Source organism: Cytobacillus sp. NJ13, from assembly GCA_030348385.1.
Lineage (GTDB): Bacteria > Bacillota > Bacilli > Bacillales > Cytobacillaceae > Cytobacillus.
Map to the genome: position 1 here is coordinate 1,564,452 of JAUCFP010000006.1, position 19,574 is coordinate 1,584,025.

At 32.9% G+C, this 19,574-nt stretch carries 14 protein-coding genes; 3 read left to right on the top strand and 11 right to left on the bottom strand.

The window, feature by feature from the left end; translation table 11 throughout:
• Positions 1–2: 2 nt before the first annotated feature.
• From QUF73_07575 to QUF73_07595, 5 genes are all read right to left on the bottom strand, one after another.
• On the bottom strand, positions 3–1,244 hold the full coding sequence (locus QUF73_07575; protein MDM5226068.1) for a hypothetical protein: 1,242 nt from the start codon (positions 1,242–1,244) through the stop codon (positions 3–5).
• A gap of 679 nt (positions 1,245–1,923) precedes the next feature.
• Entirely contained in the window at positions 1,924–2,487 is a 564-nt protein-coding gene (locus tag QUF73_07580; protein ID MDM5226069.1) for a recombinase family protein, read from the bottom strand.
• Positions 2,488–3,537: 1,050 nt separating this feature from the next.
• Positions 3,538–5,691, bottom strand: a complete 2,154-nt coding sequence (locus QUF73_07585; protein MDM5226070.1) for a hypothetical protein — start codon at positions 5,689–5,691, stop codon at positions 3,538–3,540.
• A gap of 336 nt (positions 5,692–6,027) precedes the next feature.
• Positions 6,028–7,083, bottom strand: a complete 1,056-nt coding sequence (locus QUF73_07590) for a hypothetical protein (GenBank protein MDM5226071.1) — start codon at positions 7,081–7,083, stop codon at positions 6,028–6,030.
• Between the two features lie 86 nt (positions 7,084–7,169).
• A complete protein-coding gene (locus QUF73_07595; protein MDM5226072.1) occupies positions 7,170–8,525 on the bottom strand; it encodes an HNH endonuclease in 1,356 nt (451 codons plus the stop codon).
• Positions 8,526–8,779: 254 nt separating this feature from the next.
• On the opposite strand from QUF73_07595, the gene QUF73_07600 reads away from it, so the two are divergent.
• Positions 8,780–8,983 carry a hypothetical protein gene (locus QUF73_07600; GenBank protein MDM5226073.1) on the top strand — a complete coding sequence of 68 codons (204 nt, stop codon included), beginning with the start codon at positions 8,780–8,782 and terminating at the stop codon, positions 8,981–8,983.
• A gap of 243 nt (positions 8,984–9,226) precedes the next feature.
• On the opposite strand, the gene QUF73_07605 is transcribed toward QUF73_07600, so the two are convergent.
• A complete protein-coding gene (locus tag QUF73_07605) occupies positions 9,227–11,077 on the bottom strand; it encodes an ATP-binding protein (GenBank protein ID MDM5226074.1) in 1,851 nt (616 codons plus the stop codon).
• An 813-nt stretch (positions 11,078–11,890) separates the two neighbouring features.
• Here QUF73_07605 and QUF73_07610 point away from each other — a divergent pair.
• Positions 11,891–13,165 (top strand): IS110 family transposase, encoded by a 1,275-nt coding sequence (locus QUF73_07610; protein ID MDM5226075.1) that lies wholly within the window; start codon positions 11,891–11,893, stop codon positions 13,163–13,165.
• Between the two features lie 551 nt (positions 13,166–13,716).
• Positions 13,717–13,926 (top strand): hypothetical protein, encoded by a 210-nt coding sequence (locus QUF73_07615; GenBank protein ID MDM5226076.1) that lies wholly within the window; start codon positions 13,717–13,719, stop codon positions 13,924–13,926.
• A 332-nt stretch (positions 13,927–14,258) separates the two neighbouring features.
• On the opposite strand, the gene QUF73_07620 is transcribed toward QUF73_07615, so the two are convergent.
• The 5 genes from QUF73_07620 to QUF73_07640 form a co-directional block, all read right to left on the bottom strand.
• The gene (locus QUF73_07620; GenBank protein MDM5226077.1) at positions 14,259–15,020 is read right to left on the bottom strand and encodes a BRO family protein; all 762 of its coding nucleotides are present in this window, start codon (positions 15,018–15,020) and stop codon (positions 14,259–14,261) included.
• A 98-nt stretch (positions 15,021–15,118) separates the two neighbouring features.
• Positions 15,119–16,426 carry a hypothetical protein gene (locus QUF73_07625; GenBank protein ID MDM5226078.1) on the bottom strand — a complete coding sequence of 436 codons (1,308 nt, stop codon included), beginning with the start codon at positions 16,424–16,426 and terminating at the stop codon, positions 15,119–15,121.
• Positions 16,389–16,997 (bottom strand): hypothetical protein, encoded by a 609-nt coding sequence (locus tag QUF73_07630; GenBank protein MDM5226079.1) that lies wholly within the window; start codon positions 16,995–16,997, stop codon positions 16,389–16,391. Before QUF73_07630 ends, QUF73_07625 begins: the two co-directional genes overlap by 38 nt.
• Positions 16,994–17,629 carry a hypothetical protein gene (locus tag QUF73_07635; GenBank protein ID MDM5226080.1) on the bottom strand — a complete coding sequence of 212 codons (636 nt, stop codon included), beginning with the start codon at positions 17,627–17,629 and terminating at the stop codon, positions 16,994–16,996. Before QUF73_07635 ends, QUF73_07630 begins: the two co-directional genes overlap by 4 nt.
• Before the next feature lie 301 nt (positions 17,630–17,930).
• Positions 17,931–19,259 carry a hypothetical protein gene (locus QUF73_07640; protein MDM5226081.1) on the bottom strand — a complete coding sequence of 443 codons (1,329 nt, stop codon included), beginning with the start codon at positions 19,257–19,259 and terminating at the stop codon, positions 17,931–17,933.
• Positions 19,260–19,574: the final 315 nt, after the last annotated feature.

Genomic DNA, 19,574 nt, shown 5'->3' on the forward strand with positions numbered 1-19,574 from the left:
TTTTACACCTCATCAAACGAATAAAAACATTCATCTATTAATAACATTGCTACTTTTTGAACTGTAATATCATTTCTTACTCCATAATTATAATCTTTCTTCAATTGATTAAGGTCTGCGACTACAGATTCTCTTAATGTTCTAATAACTTCATTCAAATGTTCAAATGTGAAACTTTCATTGTATTTAAATTCTTCATCGAAAAATTTCCCCATGCTTTCATAAACTCGATATTTTAGAGAATTAATCTGCCTCTTATCAAATCGCTTAATTTCATCCTTTACTGTTGCAGCATCTCTAGTATATCTTTTAATTGTGTTATCTTTAAATTCTGGACATACTGTAAGAATTTTTTCTTTTAAATTCCTTAATACTTCTCCTTCTAAATCATTTTCAACATCATCCCAATATGGATAAATTTCATCTATCACAAATTCACTATTCATACTTTCTGCTTCTTTATAAATAATTCTGACTGAATCTACATTAATAATTTTTTGCGTCACATGTTTTTGCGTCATACGTTCATCTATAACATCTAATAAATTTCTTTTGATTAGATTCTCTTTCCCAAAATGTTCAGTGGAGAAAAACTGACATTCTTTAATTTCTTTATCTAGCTCTTGAGATAAGGTTTCTAAGTCACTTTCATCAAATTTAAATGATATTTTCTCTAAAAACTCAACCCAATCATTATTTACCATTTTTTTTATTGTCAAATAATTTATGTGATAAGTTTCTGGTTTATCTTCTTCAATACAATATGTTTCTCTATATGTATGAATTAAATATTTAGAAATAAAATTTACAACATCGTCATTAAAATCCTTTTCTACCAAGTACTCAAGAATAGGCTTTTCTAATACATTTAGTCCGATTTGAGTTAGTTTCTTTGTTTGATTTTCACTAACATACCTAGTATTAGTAAAAAAAATAAAATTTATATACGGGTCTTTTTTCAATTCAATATAATTGTCCAAAAAATTAATCATAGTTTTTAGAATTTCAGAGGAATTGAATGAAAAACCCTTCTCATATAATTTATCTTGTTCAAGATGTTCGTGACCTTCGTCATCAATAAAATGTCCATCTTCTCTAGACTCTGGAAGTGCAATTATATTGTTTTTGCTATTTAATTTTATTAATTGCAACATTTTTATAGCAACTCGAAATTTTTGATACCTAAATCCTTTATATTTATCACTTGCATCTCTATTAACGGTTTCAATATTAAAATCCTGCATACAATTCACCTTTCAAAAAACATATATACATATTTCACTACATATTCCTATTATTTATTAGCCCTTCCTATCTATTCGATATAATTGTTTTAAAGATGGCTATAACGATGGCTTTATGTAGATGCCTTTTGCTGTAATCCGATTGGAACAAAAATTTATTAAATATGTTCTTCTTATGTTTCTAATAAAGTTACGCAGATTAAATTTCCAGTTAACAAACACTCTAATACCACAACCAAGAAATATATGTAAATTAACTATAACATTTTCCCTAAAAAAAAGGATATAAACATGTAGTTTATACCACTTAATTTTAACGTACAACTATATCCATTAATTTGTTTAAAGGCGTCATTACATAAGAGCATTATAAGCTCCTCACTAATTCGCCTAGCAGTGCCTATGAATAGACATGGGTGTAACTTGTTATAAGTCTGCAATTTTCTTTATAGATAATTTTTGTTCATGATAAAGTCTATTTAATTCTTGTACTGACAATCTTTCTTTCAATGACATAATCAATTGCTCGCTTTCTATTCAAATTCGGTAACCATTTTTCCAGATTGTGTAGATGAGGTAACCTACCCCATCTCCCGCTCATAACCCATGTGAAAGTGTGGAAAATACGCCCCCCATACCCTTACGCAAAAGAAAAGAGACTACTTGGTCCGGGAGTCTCTTATGATTGCTTTGCTTCTAGTTCATTCTTTCTGTTAATCAGTGTTCGCTTCTTTATACCAGTCATTGCTTCAACTTCTTTGTATGTGTGAGTCTTAAGCAATTCTAAAGCATGTAATACTTGTTGCTTGGAGTGTTTTCTTGGTCTACCTTCTCTGAAATCATCTCGTTGCTTAGCCAATGCCTTACCTTCTTGAGTACGTTCTACAATCATATCCCGTTCAAACTCTGCGAATGAACTTAATATATTGAAAATCAATCTTCCAGTTGGGGTGTTTTCCACTAGTCCCATATTGAGGATGTGAACCTTTACTCCTCTTGCAAATAGAGCCTTAACTGTTTGTATACCTTCAACTGCTGACCTTGCAAATCTATCCAACTTGGTTACGACTAACGTGTCCCCTTCTTGTAATGTCTCAAGCACCTTGTTGAACTCAGGTCTATCTGTTTTAGTACCTGTGAACTTCTCTTTATGTATAACCTCGCAACCTTCTGCTTGTAATGCTTGAATTTGAACCTCTAAATCTTGTGCTACTGTTGAGACTCTAGCATATCCATATTTCATGTTATTTCCTCACTATTCATCAATCATTTATTGCACTAAGTTAATGCACCTTATGAAGCCTATTATAGCAAGGTCAATGAAATGGTGCAATAACTTTCAAGTATTTGCACCATTAATAATATCGAAAACAATATCACTAAATCAAACTCAAAACAGAGAACTTTATTAACTAAAACTCATTGTTACTTTATTGAATTTGGTGGATTACTAATTTATCTCCATAATTGTCTCGAACAAAATCAGTGTTTTACTAGTGAATTACTGTATTTATCAAATTTTAACATGCCTTAAATTTGAGTCGTGTCGGAAATTTACCTAATGCTTGTTTGTGAATGTGTGTGGTTATGTATAACAGCTACCAATTAATCCACAAAACCCAGATTGGCTTATGGAAATACCTAAAATATAAGCTTGGGCGGGAGGGGGAACGGAACACTTAGAACATCTCTCTAAGCATTAGTATGTCTTAATTTAAACTGATTCAATTGACGTACTGGTGTGTTTTTCTAAACTCGTCTGCTAGCATAACAAGAAAAAAGCGTTCCTGTCCTTTCAGAAACGCTTACCATGGTGATTAGGGATTCAAATTGTTACAAAATCAGAATTCCTTTTATCTACTTATATTGTTGTTTTTACATTTACTATGATTTTTTTACTTGCTCTTGTATTGGATTTAAGCCGTTTCAAGTGCTTTCTTCTTTTAATTCCTAGTGCCAAAGTATGTGAGAAGAAAAGGTACAACAGCAACTCCAAGAGGTACTATAACTGTTGTCCATATGACTACAACATTAATCTCAACTCTCCATAATCCCTCATGCAGCTAATGCTTGAAGAAATTCATTGTGAATACCAAAAATCATCTAACTATGGTACATCTGCAGAAGTCTGGGAACCCGTATCAACGGGTAGTTAACGGAGTGTTATTCTTTATGAAATCACAGTTGTTTTTTCCCCTATATTGAATCATACCCTCTAATATCAAGAGTCTTCTAAAAGGTTACTTTTCCAAGGCAAAATTAGCCAGAATCATTTTAATTAATTAAATCTTCATCAATCTAATAATCCATAATTCTTCGCTAATTTCCAAATACCTCCACGTGATGTTTTATAAATATCTGCAATTTCTTGAAACCCTTTATTTTCCACAATATAAAGCTGGTATAACTCTTCTTTTGAAATAAAATCCTTTAATTTAGGCTTTCGGACTTTCAACTTCTGACCCACCAATGTATCAGAGCAATTGTACACTGCGGCAATTTCTTTCATCGTTTTTCCTTCTAGATAAAGTTTCTCCATATCCTTAATAGCTTCTTTGGATTTTAAATCATCTCGAATATTTTTGTTTTTTACTTCTACCCCGTTCCTAACCAGATATTTCTGAATAGTAATTTCACTTATTCCTGTTTCATTAGCGATTTTTTTCAAAGATAGACCTTGGGTATACAGTAAGGTAATTCCTTCAATATCAATTATCTTTTCAAAAGAAATTCCTTTTGATATTAATCTTGTTCGAATAGTACTATCTGAACATTTAAACATTTTACACAAGTCTACAATTGAAGCACCAAAATTATATAATTCTAATAATATATCGTTGTCTATTCCTCCTAGCTTGTTATTTTGAGAAGGAAATTTTACACCAGACTCCTCTAATTTCAATTTAATATTATCGTGTGATTTAGAATTTAATTCGGCTATATCATCAACACTTATCCCTTGCTTAAACAATGAAAGGACTACTTGGCTATTAATTCTCCGTAGAGCGGAACTGTTGACTACATCAATACCCGCTTCCTTTAATTTATTACTTATTGTTCTACTAGAAGAATTGAACTGCTTTGCAATAGCTTTTATATTCATACCTTTTTCAACATACATTTTTGTAATCTCTAATACATCAATATCATGTCGTAAATGATTCGAAGACGTATCGTCTATTCCATTGTTTCTTAGTACATAAGTGATTGTTTGATTAGAGGCGGCATAATGTTTTGCGATTTCATTAATTTTTTTCCCTTCTTTAAACATCGAAACTACTACTGCTGGCACTATGTCATCTCTAATCCGTTTGTTTTTAATTTCGATACCGTTTTTCTTTAAAATTTCAGTAATTCTTTTTTGAGACGAATTAATGTTAGCTGCAATCGTCTTTAATGATTTCCCTTCATCGTAGGCTTTAATTATATATTCGGTATTTTTTTCTTCGAAATCATAAATAAATCCGAACTTAATAGCGTATTCTCTTATATTCTCAGAGTAACAAGGATATTTTTGGCTATGGAATTCCTTAGCAATACTTGAAATAAAGTTAACTTTTTGCAACTTCATACCCAACCACTCTTTATTTTGGTAAGCAAACATTAAGTTTTCCTTCCTCATAAAGTCAATAATCCGATATGGAAGGACTTTTATCTTTAAACCCATTTCACTCACGGACATTTTAAGATGATTTTCAAGAACAAATTCACGCCATTGTTTCTCAAGAATATCATAATTTATAATTTTAACGGGATTATCCGTATGTTCATTATGATGACAATCTTCACAAAGTGTAGTTAGGTTTTCTAAATCAGTTAACCTTTTATCTGTTTCACATAACTCCACAAATAATAATCGTGACTCTTCTTCAAGTAAGTCAATTTGGGGATTTTCCATCAGTATCTCTTGCAAAATCTCAGAAAAAGGTCGTAAATGATGGGCATGTAAATTACTAGGTTTCCCACAATTTACACATAAATATCCATCACGTTTAAAACATTCTTCTGTAAGGTAGGATAAACGATTTCGAATTAAACCACTAACCTTAGTTACTCCGCCTTTCCAGCGAGGATGTTCTTCCTTCCGTCTTCCCCATTTTCCCTTTCTTTCTTGAACCGTGAAAGATGGGTCACCTGCACTCATTCTTGTAGTAATACCAAATTTGTGTAATCTCTTATTTACAAGGTTTTTACTACATCCAATTTTCTCTGCAATAGTTCTAGTAGATAACTTTTGGTTAATATATAATTCCTCTAGAAGCTCCTTGGTCAATTTTGGATATGTATTAGGTTTTCTTTTTTCAACACCAATTATATCAAGTGCCTTTAATACATTTCTTTTTGTTGTGCCTATTATTTTTGCTACTTCAGCAGCACTTTTTTTTTCTTCGCTATATAAATAACTTAACTCTCTTTCATCTAAATTAGAATTTCCAACCCTAATCATTATATCCCCCTATTACTTTCTATTTATTCAAACATACCATAATTTAAACTATCATAAGTCAGGGGTGTAATTATGATAGTTTAAATTATTCTTCGACAATTTTCTACATATCTTGTACATATCTTGCACATTTATTTAAATCATATATTCAGCTTTTATTTGATAGATATTACTTTTATACTTAGCTAATAAAATCAAAAATTTATTAAGTTCCTTACATATATGGAGGCAGCTACTTAGATTAGCTACACTCCATATAAAGCTTGAATTTATAAGCACTACACAATTTGATTCTTCCTAAAATAGAAAACCTCTATTCATTTCAACTTTATATTATTAGTATCTTGGTGTAGTACGAATGTTAGACGGTTGTTTATTAAATTGTTTCTCAACTATGGCAGCATATGCCAATGGGCGACGTTCAATTTCTATTATTTCCGCCCTACTAAGTGCCGAACCAACCGCACCCAATAAACTGACGGTTGCACTTGCAGTATCTAGTTTACTATCTTCAGAAATTCCTTTAACTAAATCCAAGGCTGGAGGGGCTATTGAACACAATGTAGCAAAACTTATCATTCTCCATTTAAAAGATTTCATTTTATCTGAAATATCTCTGATTTCATCCTCTGAACTTTCAGCAAACAACTTTATTCTTTCTTCAACTTGATATTCTGGAAGGAGTTCTAGATTCAACATAAACTCTTCTACGTGTCTACGAAATCTTTTTAGCTTATCATAATGCTTCTCCTTAAACCGATAAATATCGTACGGGTCTTCGATAGAAGAAGGAACAGGTAATACTTTTTCAATAATCCTTGCCCGAAGTTGCTCTTTTAGCACATCTCGAGTGTTCTCTTTCTCAACATTAGGAAGGAAGTAGGATAACTCATTATAACTATCAGTAAGAGGTCTATATTCTGTAATTGCTCCTAGTACTGTTGCTAGGTATGTCATAAAGTTAGATGCCGTATACTCCTCTACAGTGTACCACGACCCTCGTCCTTTAGTTGCCAATCCTCTCTGTTCAAGCTTTTGCCCAAGACCTCTAAGCTTTCCCATATGTATCTCTGTTGTTGTTTTTATTACTCCATTCTGACCTATTAACCCTAACTTTCCCAACTTAGAGATAGGACAAAACACAGGATTATTATCAATAAATTCCAAAAATTCCTCTTCAAAGCTAGCAACATTCCACAAATAATTCTCTGGTACAACCTGCTCAATCAACTCAGCCTCTACTAATTTTCTCATGTACTCTCCTAGCAGGTCTGGCTTCTTTAAAAACTCAAGAGGTACGATAGACCCCAACTTATCCCAATAAAACAATGACCCCATTAGCCATTGACTTTTAGGGATAGTAATCGAGGGAAAGTATAGTATTTTATCCACTGCATTTTCTCCTTTCAATCTATAGATAATTTTCTTTTTTTATCCTCTATTGTCATATAAATTCTTCCTTTTTGCTATCGTCAAATTCACCTCGACATAAAAAGATTTTCCCTATGCCACTTCATATAATGTTGTTGACCCTCATTCATCCTAATATTCATAGATTCATTTATATTTAGAAATACCTTTGTTCCTTCAACCAAACTATCAGAAATCATAATTATTCCATTATCATCAAAACTGATATAACCCTTATCAAACAAAGCATCGTGATTTGGACATAATAGCAAACCGTTATTAACATCTAGCCGCTCTTGATTATTAGATTGACTCCATGGTTTAATATGGCTTGCTACAAGAAAACGTTCATCCGATACACCACATAATCTACATTTCTTATCATTTCTTAATAAAGCCTTTTTAAAAGCTGATTGACCAACTCTAGACTTAATGACCTGCTCTTTTTCAGTTTCTGTTATTTCAACATTAATAAGATTTTCTAAATCATTTGAATTAAGTGCATCTTCAATGATGATATTACTGGAGTTCCATAACTTTTGAAGTTCAATCGCATGTTCTGAAGGCACTAAATAATTTGTTTGCTGTCTCAGCCTTAAAATAAGTAAATCCTTTAAAACGGGATGTTCAAGAAGAGACAACCTGCTAATAAACCCTACTTCAAGCCTTACCTCTAGAACTTCTAACTTAACTGCTAAGTATGAATTCTCCCAATCATCAGTATGCCAATAATCTTTAGCATCCTCATCATCGGTTCTTTCATTAGGTAAACCTACTACTTTAGCTTTTGCTAATATTCCACCAGTACCTCGTTTTCCCCCATCAGACCTCCACAAGAAGACTTCATCGTTAATTTCGATAGTATCTGAGAAATGTTCTTGTCTTAATGACCACCAAATAAACCTATGATTCCTAACATAATTGTCAATATCGAAAACATTAGGATTTCCTTGAAATATCCAAGTGTTATTATGCTTTGCCAAATCATCCATGGTATTAGAAGGCTGCCCTTCATCTTTTACTAGCAAATTTTCTTGAGTTGCTGCAACATCTTTCTGAGTGGTTGCAGCTTGTTTAATACTTGAAGAATTAAAGAATGATTTCAAATTCGTTTGTAGTTCTATATTTGTTTCCTTTACCCAAGGGTGTGCATTAGGTCTATCCTCTTTATAATGAACCACGGTTACTCTATTCATTTCGAAAATTGAAGAATCATGATTAAGAAGCCACTCAAAAGCACCATATTTCGAAGCTGTTAGACCTTCGTAAAATCTCTCCAAAATAATTGAATTATCCCTTAATAAAGTAAGCTTGTAGTTTTGTTCTCCTAATTTAGCTGTTAAAATATAATATTCCGTTTGTTTACTTCTCCCTTTAATGTACTCTTTATTTACAAAACTTCTATTATATTTTTCTATGTCCATGAAACACCGCCCCTAAGTGCATAATTAGTTTATTCCTAACTTTTACTTCAGTGTAAGTTACTAATGCAATCTTTATGAACAACCTACTTTATAAACACACATAGGAAAATGATACCATATTATACAAAAAAGCAGCAGCCTTTTAGTAGACAGGAAACTTTATTTGGCTAGTAAGACTTCTCAAAGCTATTGAAGCAAATAAACATCATAAAATTTTCATCCATACATAATATTGAGATAGGGAGGGATAAATTATGAAAGATGATAATAAACTGTTAGCTATCGAACTTGCAAAAGCTTTTATTCAAAATAACAGTGTCAAACCTATCTATGACATTAATAATGAGTATGACCCAGCCTTAAGAATTAAGTACTTAGTAGATGACACTGAATATGCGTTCTTCCAACTAGTAGAACACTTTTTATCTAACATTGAAATAGTCGATAAGTGGGACTGAGGTAAGGACCATAGAAATATGGTCCTATTTTAATTCTTGTTAAGTAGTCACATTTTTAAGTACATTCTTTCTCATATTATATAGCTTATTGCTTCAAACAATAAAAGATGGTTTCCTCCTCTTTTGTTTATTTGGAATTTGATTACTCAATCAACTGCACATAAACGAAAGAAGGTAAGCCACAATCGCTGGCTTACCTTCTTGTTAGATTCATTGTTTGCTTCGGATTGATTTATTTTGGTTTCACTGATTATTAATTTTAATGAATTGATATATCTTTTCACATAAATCATTTGCCTCAGCAGAAAGGTCATTTATACTATAAATATTGGAGATTGCTTTTTTACAGAAACTTACTTTATCTCTTATTGTCCCTGAGTCAGAACCATATGTTCCTCTTCTCTTCCTATCAACTAAATTATCATCTATGAATTTTCCTAGGTATTCATCTCGATAACTTTCTTCAGTAAAATCCCCTTGAAATTGCAACTCATCCACATTTAAATTTTCATACCCAGCTATTACTTTTAATACTACATTTTTGGATAACAAATTTTCAATTTCCTTACAACTTAAACAATAATATCTTTCCCCTAGTTTTTCCTGAAGCTTTTGCTGCCGTGCCAATTTGTTTTCACTATCTCTATCTGTTATTAAAAGTAATCGGCTACAAAGCCTCTCAACATTCATTGAATTAAAGGCGGTCTCCTCACCCGTGGTTGTATCATCATCTAAAAAAGACCAATGCGTAATATTATTACCACTATATTCCACAAATGAATAATGATAATCCTCCTTTAAATCTAAATTTTCGTTTAATGAATTAATATAGATTTTTAGATAGTGCCTTAAATAATACCTATCAGTTATTCCTTCTACCCAAATTGTACAGTTGGAGAGGAATACCGATGAATTTCTAACACCTAACATTTCTAATACATTAGTATCTTCGTTGCTTACATTCTCAACTGTAAATTTTGCATCTTTCTCTTTATGTTCTAATTCATCAAACTCCTTATTAAAAGAGTATATGGAAATCATGTCTATATCTAATGTTAGGTCAAGAAAGTGATTTGAATGTGTTGTTATAAAATATTGAAATTGGTTTTCGCTTTCACTCATCATTGTCTCTAATAGCTTTCTTTGGAGTCCCGGATGCAAATATAACTCTGGCTCTTCAATGAATAACAATAATTTTTCACTTTTGTACTTAAACAATGGAAATGTCAATATAATTATTGACTGTATACCGTCCCCTAAATTGTAAATGGGTTGTTCTCTTTCTTGACCGATTTTCACAAATAATACATCAGACTTTATCGAGGGTACTAAAGTAACTTGCTGCCCATCGAAAAATACTCTACTCAAATATTCTTGAAACTCAGCAATCTTTTCTCTATCCTCCAGACTTCCGAGTAATAGACTTTTTACTTCTTCATACAAGTCAAGTCCAGTAAATACATCAACTTGTTCTTGAGTACCAAAATAGTCCGTCTTCGTTCTTTTTAGATAGTAGTTTTCATTTCCTTCCAGCGTCCTTAACCCTCGTAAAGTAGGAATATATACCTTTCGGAAATCAAACTTCGAAGGTAAATCCTGTTCCAATGCATCCATTGTTCCTTGTGCAACTTCTCTCAATCTTTCGTTTAATCTATCATAATCTATTATGCTCAAAGTCATTCCTCGATGGGTGGCAACCAATTGTCCTCTTATATGTACCAATTTTTCTATTAGTCGAGAAAAATCTGATAGGTACCCATCCCCTTCAACTAGGTATGTTATATTTTGAAGCGATTCTATTTGATTTATTATCCCATCATAATCAAGTAGGTTGAAACTTTGTATAGTTTGGGTCACATTTTGTTTAAAATTACTAATAATTTGATTTATTTTTTCTAGTTCAATTCCACTAGGGGTAAATAACAATGGGTTTTCAGCAAATAAATATCTTAACATTCTACTTTTTCCAGAGTTATTAGTACCAACAAAAATATTAATTTTTGATAGATTAGAAATCTTCTCTGTTTCTCCTTCAACAGTATATCCTTTAAATTTTTCGTTATTAAGGATAATATCTTTAATAGAATAACTCATCAATATCCCTCCATTATACCCAATACTATTCAGGAAAATTGTACCATAATAATACTGAGTTTTTAAAGTTTTAAACAGTTACTAATCAAGACAAATTAACAGATGTGCAGCTATGTCTTAAACCCCACCCTATGTCCAACCATCCGCTCCAAGACACCAAAAGGAATGACTCAAATCTGAGTTATCCATTTCTACACTTTTTCATATGACACTATTTGAATAGTGCCTTAATATCATAAAATGCTTTTTGTAGAAAAGTACCTTTTAGTCTAAGAAGGCTAATTACACTACTCTTCCCATTTAGATTATGGATGATGGTTGTATTATTTGTCAGGTATCAATACGATTCTATAATCTGAACCTAATTCTTGTTTCACTTTTTCAGTAAGATTTTTACCGATTCTATTATGTTTCTTAATTGGGATTTTCTTCTATTGTTCAGTCCATTGATATAAGTCATTTTTAAGATTATCTGTCAACGGAAAGTCATCAATATTGAGATTCCAGCCACATACGTTGCACCAAATTGGGTCAGCTTCTAGTTTAAATGAATTGGTAAATTCGCAATTAAAAACATCTTTTAACATCAAAAGTCATCTTTCCAAAATAAAATGTTCTACCCACCATCTATGAAACTAACCTGTTAATAGTAAAAAAAGAAAAAGGGTTGCCGCAGCAACACCTTGTTTAATCCAAGCTACCCGTTAGCATTCCTGTAGATCACTAAATTTGAGCTTTGATAAAAACAGGGCTCCTCAGTAAGATATGAGTATAGACACCACTCTAACTCAAACCTTAGGAGGAACCCTTACTATGAAGTTTAAAATGCAGGACAAACAAAATCAACTAATCGAAAGAATTTCTGCCAAGCATCTTGTAATTGGAGTAGATATTGCCCAACAATTCCATGTAGCCAGGGCTGTCAATTTTCGTGGAATTGTTCTAGGAGATCCAATCACTTTTCAAAACGACGAAGACGGTTTCTCGACCCTATTAAACTGGATTAATAATATTAAAAGATTACATAAATTGGAGGTATCCATTATCGGAATGGAACCTACAGGCCATTATTGGATTAACCTTTCAAAATGGCTGATAAAGCGAAATATTGAGGTAGTAACAGTTAATCCACATTTGGTTAAAAGGAATAAAGAAAATCGTGATAATACGCAATCAAAGAGTGATAAGAAAGATGCCCTGGTCATAGCCGATATGGTGAAGAATGGTTACTACTCCTATGTGAGACATGCTTCTGAACCTTTTGAAAAACTTAGGGTTCTCATGTCTAACCGGGATGTTGTTGTTAAAAGGCTTGTAAGCTCTATTAATCAATTAAATCGCTGGGTGGACATTGTTTTTCCCGAACTCAGGCAAGTCTTTAAAGACATTACCGCAAAAGGGGCAATCGCCACACTACGGCTTTTTCCAACTCCGATGGAACTGAGTTCCATGAAGCCAGATAAGATCGTTGCCGGTTGGAAATCACTCATGAAAAGGCAGCCAGGGTTAAAGAAAGCCTATTTACTTCTCAATGTAGCCAGGAAATCTGTCGGTACACGGCAAGCCATAGGGGCCTATAAATTTCATCTGGAACAATTACTCGAAGAGTATGACCTTGCGGTTCTACAACTAAACAGAGTCGAGCTGACAATCAAGAAGGAACTTCTTAAAATCCCTTTCGCCGATAAACTGCTTAAAATCAAGGGAATTAGTGATATTTCTTTAGCCGGTATTTTAGGTGAAGCAGGAGATTTAAGTGGGTTTTCGCACGGTAATTCTTTACTCCGCCACGCTGGGCTCCATCTCTCTGAAGCTAGTTCTGGGAAATGGAAAGGACAAATTGTCTTATCAAAACGCGGAAGGTCAAGACTCAGGCGTTTCCTTTACCTGGCCACTATCAGCCTGGTGGTAAACAACGCTGAGTTTAAGGCTATCCACTCCAATAATGTGAAGGTTAAGAAAATGAAAAAGATGAAATCAATAATGAAACTGGTTGGTAAATTGGCCAGGATTTTTGTAGGAATAGCACGCAATAACGAACCGTATTGTCCAGAAAAAGTTCAACCCCTAACAGATTTGGCAGCTTAGTTTAAACATATTTTTCCGAAGAGAAATTAGATCGAGTGTTGGCTTATTCGTAGGATTTCAAATATGTACGGAGTACCAGGTTACTTAAACAAAAGGGCACTGACCCATTCCGTTAGCTAGACTGGCCTCCACCCCTTGGATAGGCATGACGAAGGAATGAGAGGGCGATTGACCCGTTGAGACATGGGAGGGAAAGCCTCCAGGGGCGGCGTGGAGAAGTACATGATATGGTAAAATATGGAGTATAACCCTACTCCTCTATTTAACTATGCCTTCACGTAGCCAAATGTCCAGAATCTACTCCTTACATTAAATTAAATGTAATCCTAGGTGGATGAAATCCTGCGAATAAGCGAGCATTCGGAAGATAATCGTATTAAACTGAGGGAGTTTATGTGTTATTTCTCACAAACATATGATATTATACAGGCAAATAGACAGACAAATTAGAATTTGTATTATGCTACTGTGTTCACAAATGAAGCCCTTTGATATAATGCAGATAGAATGAAAAACTCGAATTACATTAATAATTTTTTGAGGAGGGGATTTTGATGATACATACGAAAACGCCTGCAGGATTTTACGATGAGAATGATTATTGGACTGTTACATACATTGACATTCGACCAGACAATCCTGATGATTACAAAGAAGTGGTTCGTGAGTATGGTGATTGTGATAATGCTTACGAAGATTATTGCTATTTTAAAAATAAATGGTGGGCAAAAGACTGCACATATAAGCACCATAGAAGATAAACCGAACTATAAAGAAAATTTCCGATAAGATTGGAGTATAAATTCCAGTTTATCGGTGAGCTTGATTTGAAAGTACATAAGACACTTCGGTGTCTTTTTTATTTCATCGCCTATTTTCCCAGTCAGACCTAATTGTTATTTCTTTCACTAACCTGCTTCTTTAACTTAAGTACATTCCTTCACAAGCAATAGTTTCAATCAATAAAAGACGAGTTTTATTAATCGTTGTGTAATGATGCCTGATTGAATTAAATCATGTTCAATCATTCGCTCCAATATACAAAAAGGAGAGCCTCAATTTAATGACCCTCCTCTTTCCTCTGATACTTCGTTTAGCTAACTTCCTTACGAGGGTTATACATTCCATTTTTCATTATCAATCTATTGATATAATCGATACCTTTTAATGTAACCAATGTTGTAGTAACCGTTATTCCATCTATTTCAAACAATTTAACCTTAAATCTACCTGTTTTTCGATGCACTTCATATGGCAAGTTGTGATTATCTAAGACATTCTTATCTCGTAGAAGTGCAAATAATTTATTTCTACCAATCTCAAAGTCTAGTAACTGAGCAACTTCTTTCATACTGAATAGTCCATCCGATGCAATCATTCTGTTGTATGATTGAACAATACCTTCCTGCTCTTTGATTTTTTTCTGTTGTAACTTGATAATTTCGTCTTTTTTATCCACCGTCTTTTTAACAACTAATGATGCTTTAGCCAATATTTCTTCTTCAGATTCTTCTTCTTTTACAGGGATATAGCCACCTGTTTGTCTTATTTGAGGAATAACCTCGTCAGACACCCATCTTTCAAACTGCTCCGCTAGTGGTAATTTTGATTTAAAAATAAGACGATAAAGATTACCTTCTGTAATAAACTTTACTTCCTGATTCCTACCTAGGGAATCGGTGACCTCGAAAAATGCGACCCCATCTCTCTTGCAGTGTTTTCCTATTGCATCGTGTGTGTTTTTATATCCCAACAATTTAGCACATCTTGTCGCTGGAAACATTAATTTACCATCAACATCTAAAATCCCCAAATTACCTAATTCACTGTTCTCAAATGTTTTTAAATTTTCCATCAATTCATATTACCTCTTTCTTTTATATGTTATTCTTTATCGTAGAATCATCATTTTAATTAAGGATGACTTTTCCTTGTCGTTGCTTTATAATGTCATTAACTAATTAATTTTTTCTTTTCTTTGACTTGTACTGGACGGCAATCCATTACAAGTTTTTTTCTTATTATTTTTGGGAAGCTAGACCTACTCAAATCATCTTCTGTTATTCCCAACTCTTCTTTTAACTTTTTATTGGATGGGATTATCTCCAAGTCATACGCATCCACCATCTCAGCAATGCAACGTTTGAATTGTTTATGTTTGAATTCTTGCTGCCCCTTGAAGTATAACTTCACCATATCTAATATTTCTTTCTCAGTTGTCCAACCTTTACTTTGCACTAATTTAAGTGTATTAAACTGTATATTCGATACTACTTCCTCGTTCAGTTCTGCGATTTCTTTCCCTTTATCCTGAGGAAAGACCCTGTCTGCTTCTTCTCTTCCAAAAGTTCTCATAATTCCTTCATAAGATATTGTTCTACCTGTACAACCTTTATCTAACCAAACCCTACACATTTCATCTACTTGGCGGAAAAACTCGTAAGTGTACATCGGCAACTCATATGTGTTACTCCTATATTGAAAATGCTTTTCTCTTTTGTTTCTTTGCTGGATTTTCAAAAGTTTTTCTGGTAATTCTGGTTCATCTAATTTCCTTGTTACTTTGAAAAGAGCAAAGAAATTCATTCTTGTTCCAGTGGCACTTGTGCTTCTACCGAAGTGTTGTGCTAAGGTTCTTACGCTGTGATAAAACACAATTCTGGGGTCTGTATCATTAGTAATGAATTCTTTAGCTAGGTCTAACAACATATATAAGTCCTGCAGATGCCCATACTTACTAAATACCTTGTAGAAGTGTGGATGAATATCTTCTAGTTCATCAGACCTCAATAACTCTTTATAAATATCTATAGATTCCTTAAATTCTTTAACTGCTTCACTTTCATATATCTCTATCCTGTAAAGTTCCATCAGGAATTTCTTTGACTCTACAACAGAGCATTCAAATAGCCTCTGTACAACATGAAGGATTGTTCCTGTAAATGGATTACTTGATGAATGGCATTTATAAAGCCAATGACCATTTTTTCTATGAGATTGATAGATTGAAGCACTTGGACTATCCTCGTCATGAAAGATATCAATGAAGTTGCCTTCTGTTCTAATACCCAAGAATGCTCTTAAATCTTGTTTCTTAAGGTAATCGAGTACCTCGCTATTTGATAATGTTACTGGTTCAATATGAAGCAGTTCCTGAAGCTTCTTAATGTTTCTAATACTTATCAACTCAACATTATTAGCATATACATTACTTTGGGAAGCTTTAGGGTTCAGGTTCGTGTGAACCCTTGTGACGGACATATATCAGATTACTCTTTATGTCCTGCAAAGGGGTATTATTTAAACCAGCGAAGCTGGATACCTTTAACCGATTATTGAAATTAAAAGGGAGTGTTTCTCTACCACCAAAGAATAGGCGACTACCATCTCTACATGCTTTGTCGGCAGACGGATATCGCTCAAGCAAATTACCTATTATACACCCAAAATCCTTATATCGAGTTAAAGGCTTGTCCAATACAAAAACTACCCGAAACTTATGATGACTCATTTTATGACTTAACGTTGTGTAAAGGAACGCAGCATTTTGTTTAAAATATTCATCATTTTTTGCCTCGTCTACTGTAAGTCCTTCATCAAAATCTAATGCTATTACTTGTTGAGATTCCCAATTTGCCTTTGACCTTTTAATGCTACCGCCTATTGATTTAAAGGTTGCAGGAATGAATGTTTTTCCTTTTATAACCTCTTCAGCAAGCTTTGCTGCATCAATCTCAACTGGATTGCAGCGGATAATACGGTTATTAATCAGACCGATTTCTCTTCCGCAAGGCTTGGATGAATACTCAACTGTATCTAGTATTATTTTCATCCTATTGCCCCTCCGAAAATATCATGTTTTTTAATAAGTTCCTCCAATTCCTTATTTAACTCATTCGTCATATTATTCATGTTAATGAGAACAAGCAAATTTGTTACAGCCTTTATCTTATCAGCAGAATCCTGTTGAAAAGTACCATTTAATGCAGAAAAGGCAAGTAAATATACCTCATCAGTAGGACGATTGAAAGCATTGAACAAATTAGTTCCATCTTGTAACAATAACTTTGCTCGTTTTAGTTCCTCTTCTTTCTGTTTCAGTTCCCCTTCTTTTTGCATCTCTGTCTCTAATGCTACTCTGTCTTGATAATGAGGGTCAAAGGTAAATGGAATTCCTTCTTCATCAACCATTTCTTCTGAATGTTTTGCAGATAGATGCTTGAAGTAAGCTAGTTCAATTTCCAATTCATCAGCTTTATCTATTTCCTTTTGAAATAAATTTTTGTCAACATGACTGAACTCTGGAATTTTTGATAATTGTTCAAGCCTATCTTTTGGAATTTTCCTCCTGTCTTTCAGCCAATCATAAACATTGTATTTACTTATGCCAAGTTCCTTGGCAATTTGAGTAGCATTTAAATTGAATGTCTTAATAATTTTTTCTAATCCTATAATGATAATCACTCCTAAAACAATCTAGCCATACTAAAGTGTGGCTTATCACATTATACAACGCCATACTATGGTATGGCAACAATAATTTATTTTTTCTTTTAATAGGTGTACCATATTGATATTATTCTCAATTCTTAACGAAATAAATGGTAACCTAATTGAAGAGATATTCTGAGATATTTGTCTCGAATCGAAGTTTTTAAGTCACTTATAGTAGGGATGGAGGTGCTACCATTTCTTCCTAAAACACGGGGACTATTAAATGTATACCACTCCATAATTACCACTTTACCGTGATAAATCGTAGCAATTATTGAATTTTAGTCATTAACAAATTTTTCAACTCTGAAGTTGTTTTTCTAGATATTTCACTATGACTAAACTCAATTAGTTTTAATTTTTCTTCATTAAAAGTCTCTCGCTTAAGTTTCTTTATTTTCTCATAGGCATCGCTGCCTTCAATTCCAAAAATCTCCACATAGTGCGTCTCATCATTAATAAGAAGTATATAATCAAGTTTTAGTTTCCTTTTAAAATCTGGTATAAACATTGAATATAAAACATCCTTTTTAAAGTTATAACCATACTCTTCCAACATATTTGTAAATTCATATTCAATTAATGAAAAACATTTTATTCCACCTTTTGTAATAAATACCCTCCTACGAATATTTTTGTATCCTGCCTTAATAAGAGCATCATCAAATGTGCCGAACCTTTTTGCATAATTTTCATAACCATATGAGTACCTATTTTCCACATCAATCACAGTGGGAATTCTTCCTAATTCATTCCCAAGGATTCTTAAATTATTTATCAATTCCTCATCAGTAATATTTCTCATCAATCCATTTCCAGTTGGTTTAAATCCCAATTCAGTTTGTAAATTAAACAAGCTTCCAAAATGTGTTTCATAAGTTTTCATGGCATAGCAAATACCCTTTTTACTATACTCATCCAAATCCCTGCTATTTGGAGTTCTACCTATTAAATCTTTAACTTGTAAATATTTCTCTTTCATATCTTTTTTAATCATTCTGCGATTAAACTCTCCGCTATTAATTGCAATTTTCTTATAGGCATTCTCTAATGAACCGAACCTATTAGCATAACAGGATGAATGTGGCATATTTGAAATTTCATCAATTTCATCATAGGTTAGAAGTGTGATACTAGTTTTAAGCTTTTCATTAGTAAAATGTTTCAATAATATCAACATTTCATTATCTGTCAAGCTTTTCCTATCAAAATATCCCTCTCTCTCCTCCGGGATTGGAATTCCCGCTGTCAAAATAGCGTTTTTAAAACTTCCAAACAAATTATTATAAGTTCCATAGTTTGGTAACCCGTTTATCGCTTTAAATGCTCTTTGAGTAGGGAATCCAACGGATAAATAGTAGTTCCTCATTATTCTAAGTAACTCATCTTTTTGACAATCTGGACATTTATATTCACCTTTCCTTCTCTTATCAGTAATTTGGTACATCCTTATATTGTTAATGTGATTATTTTTGCATTTCACTTCAATTTCACTATATATATTTTTATAGTTGGAAAAACTTGTTTCTAATTCTAATCCGTATTTTGATAATAGAATTTTAATTTCAAATTCACTTAATTTCGTATTCCGTTGCCCCAAACTCCATCACCTTGCATTCATTATTATGTATATGCTTTCCACATACCAATTGATAAACTTGATTTAGGAATTCCTCATAACTTTAGTCATTTCTTGCCCTCCTTAGAGATTTCGACACTATTTCCAATATGAATATTAATAACAACCTTCCCCCTACTAGAACACTTTTTATTCCTTCACCTCCAGTTTTTGTTAGTTCTTTCTCCTATACAAGGACAGATAATTTGTCAGAACATTTATTGCTTGTGTTTATTATCTGTAACTCCTTCAGTTTTATTCTAAAAAGTTTTGTAGCTATTTAGCTATTAAAGCAAA

Coding starts and splice junctions, on each gene's coding strand:
- QUF73_07630 (MDM5226079.1), bottom strand. CDS start 16,997: ATGAAAATAATACTAGATACAGTTGAGTATTCATCCAAGCCTTGCGGA.
- QUF73_07625 (MDM5226078.1), bottom strand. CDS start 16,426: ATGTCCGTCACAAGGGTTCACACGAACCTGAACCCTAAAGCTTCCCAA.
- QUF73_07595 (MDM5226072.1), bottom strand. CDS start 8,525: ATGGACATAGAAAAATATAATAGAAGTTTTGTAAATAAAGAGTACATT.
- QUF73_07585 (MDM5226070.1), bottom strand. CDS start 5,691: ATGATTAGGGTTGGAAATTCTAATTTAGATGAAAGAGAGTTAAGTTAT.
- QUF73_07580 (MDM5226069.1), bottom strand. CDS start 2,487: ATGAAATATGGATATGCTAGAGTCTCAACAGTAGCACAAGATTTAGAG.
- QUF73_07620 (MDM5226077.1), bottom strand. CDS start 15,020: ATGGAAAATTTAAAAACATTTGAGAACAGTGAATTAGGTAATTTGGGG.
- QUF73_07605 (MDM5226074.1), bottom strand. CDS start 11,077: ATGAGTTATTCTATTAAAGATATTATCCTTAATAACGAAAAATTTAAA.
- QUF73_07610 (MDM5226075.1), top strand. CDS start 11,891: ATGAAGTTTAAAATGCAGGACAAACAAAATCAACTAATCGAAAGAATT.
- QUF73_07600 (MDM5226073.1), top strand. CDS start 8,780: ATGAAAGATGATAATAAACTGTTAGCTATCGAACTTGCAAAAGCTTTT.
- QUF73_07575 (MDM5226068.1), bottom strand. CDS start 1,244: ATGCAGGATTTTAATATTGAAACCGTTAATAGAGATGCAAGTGATAAA.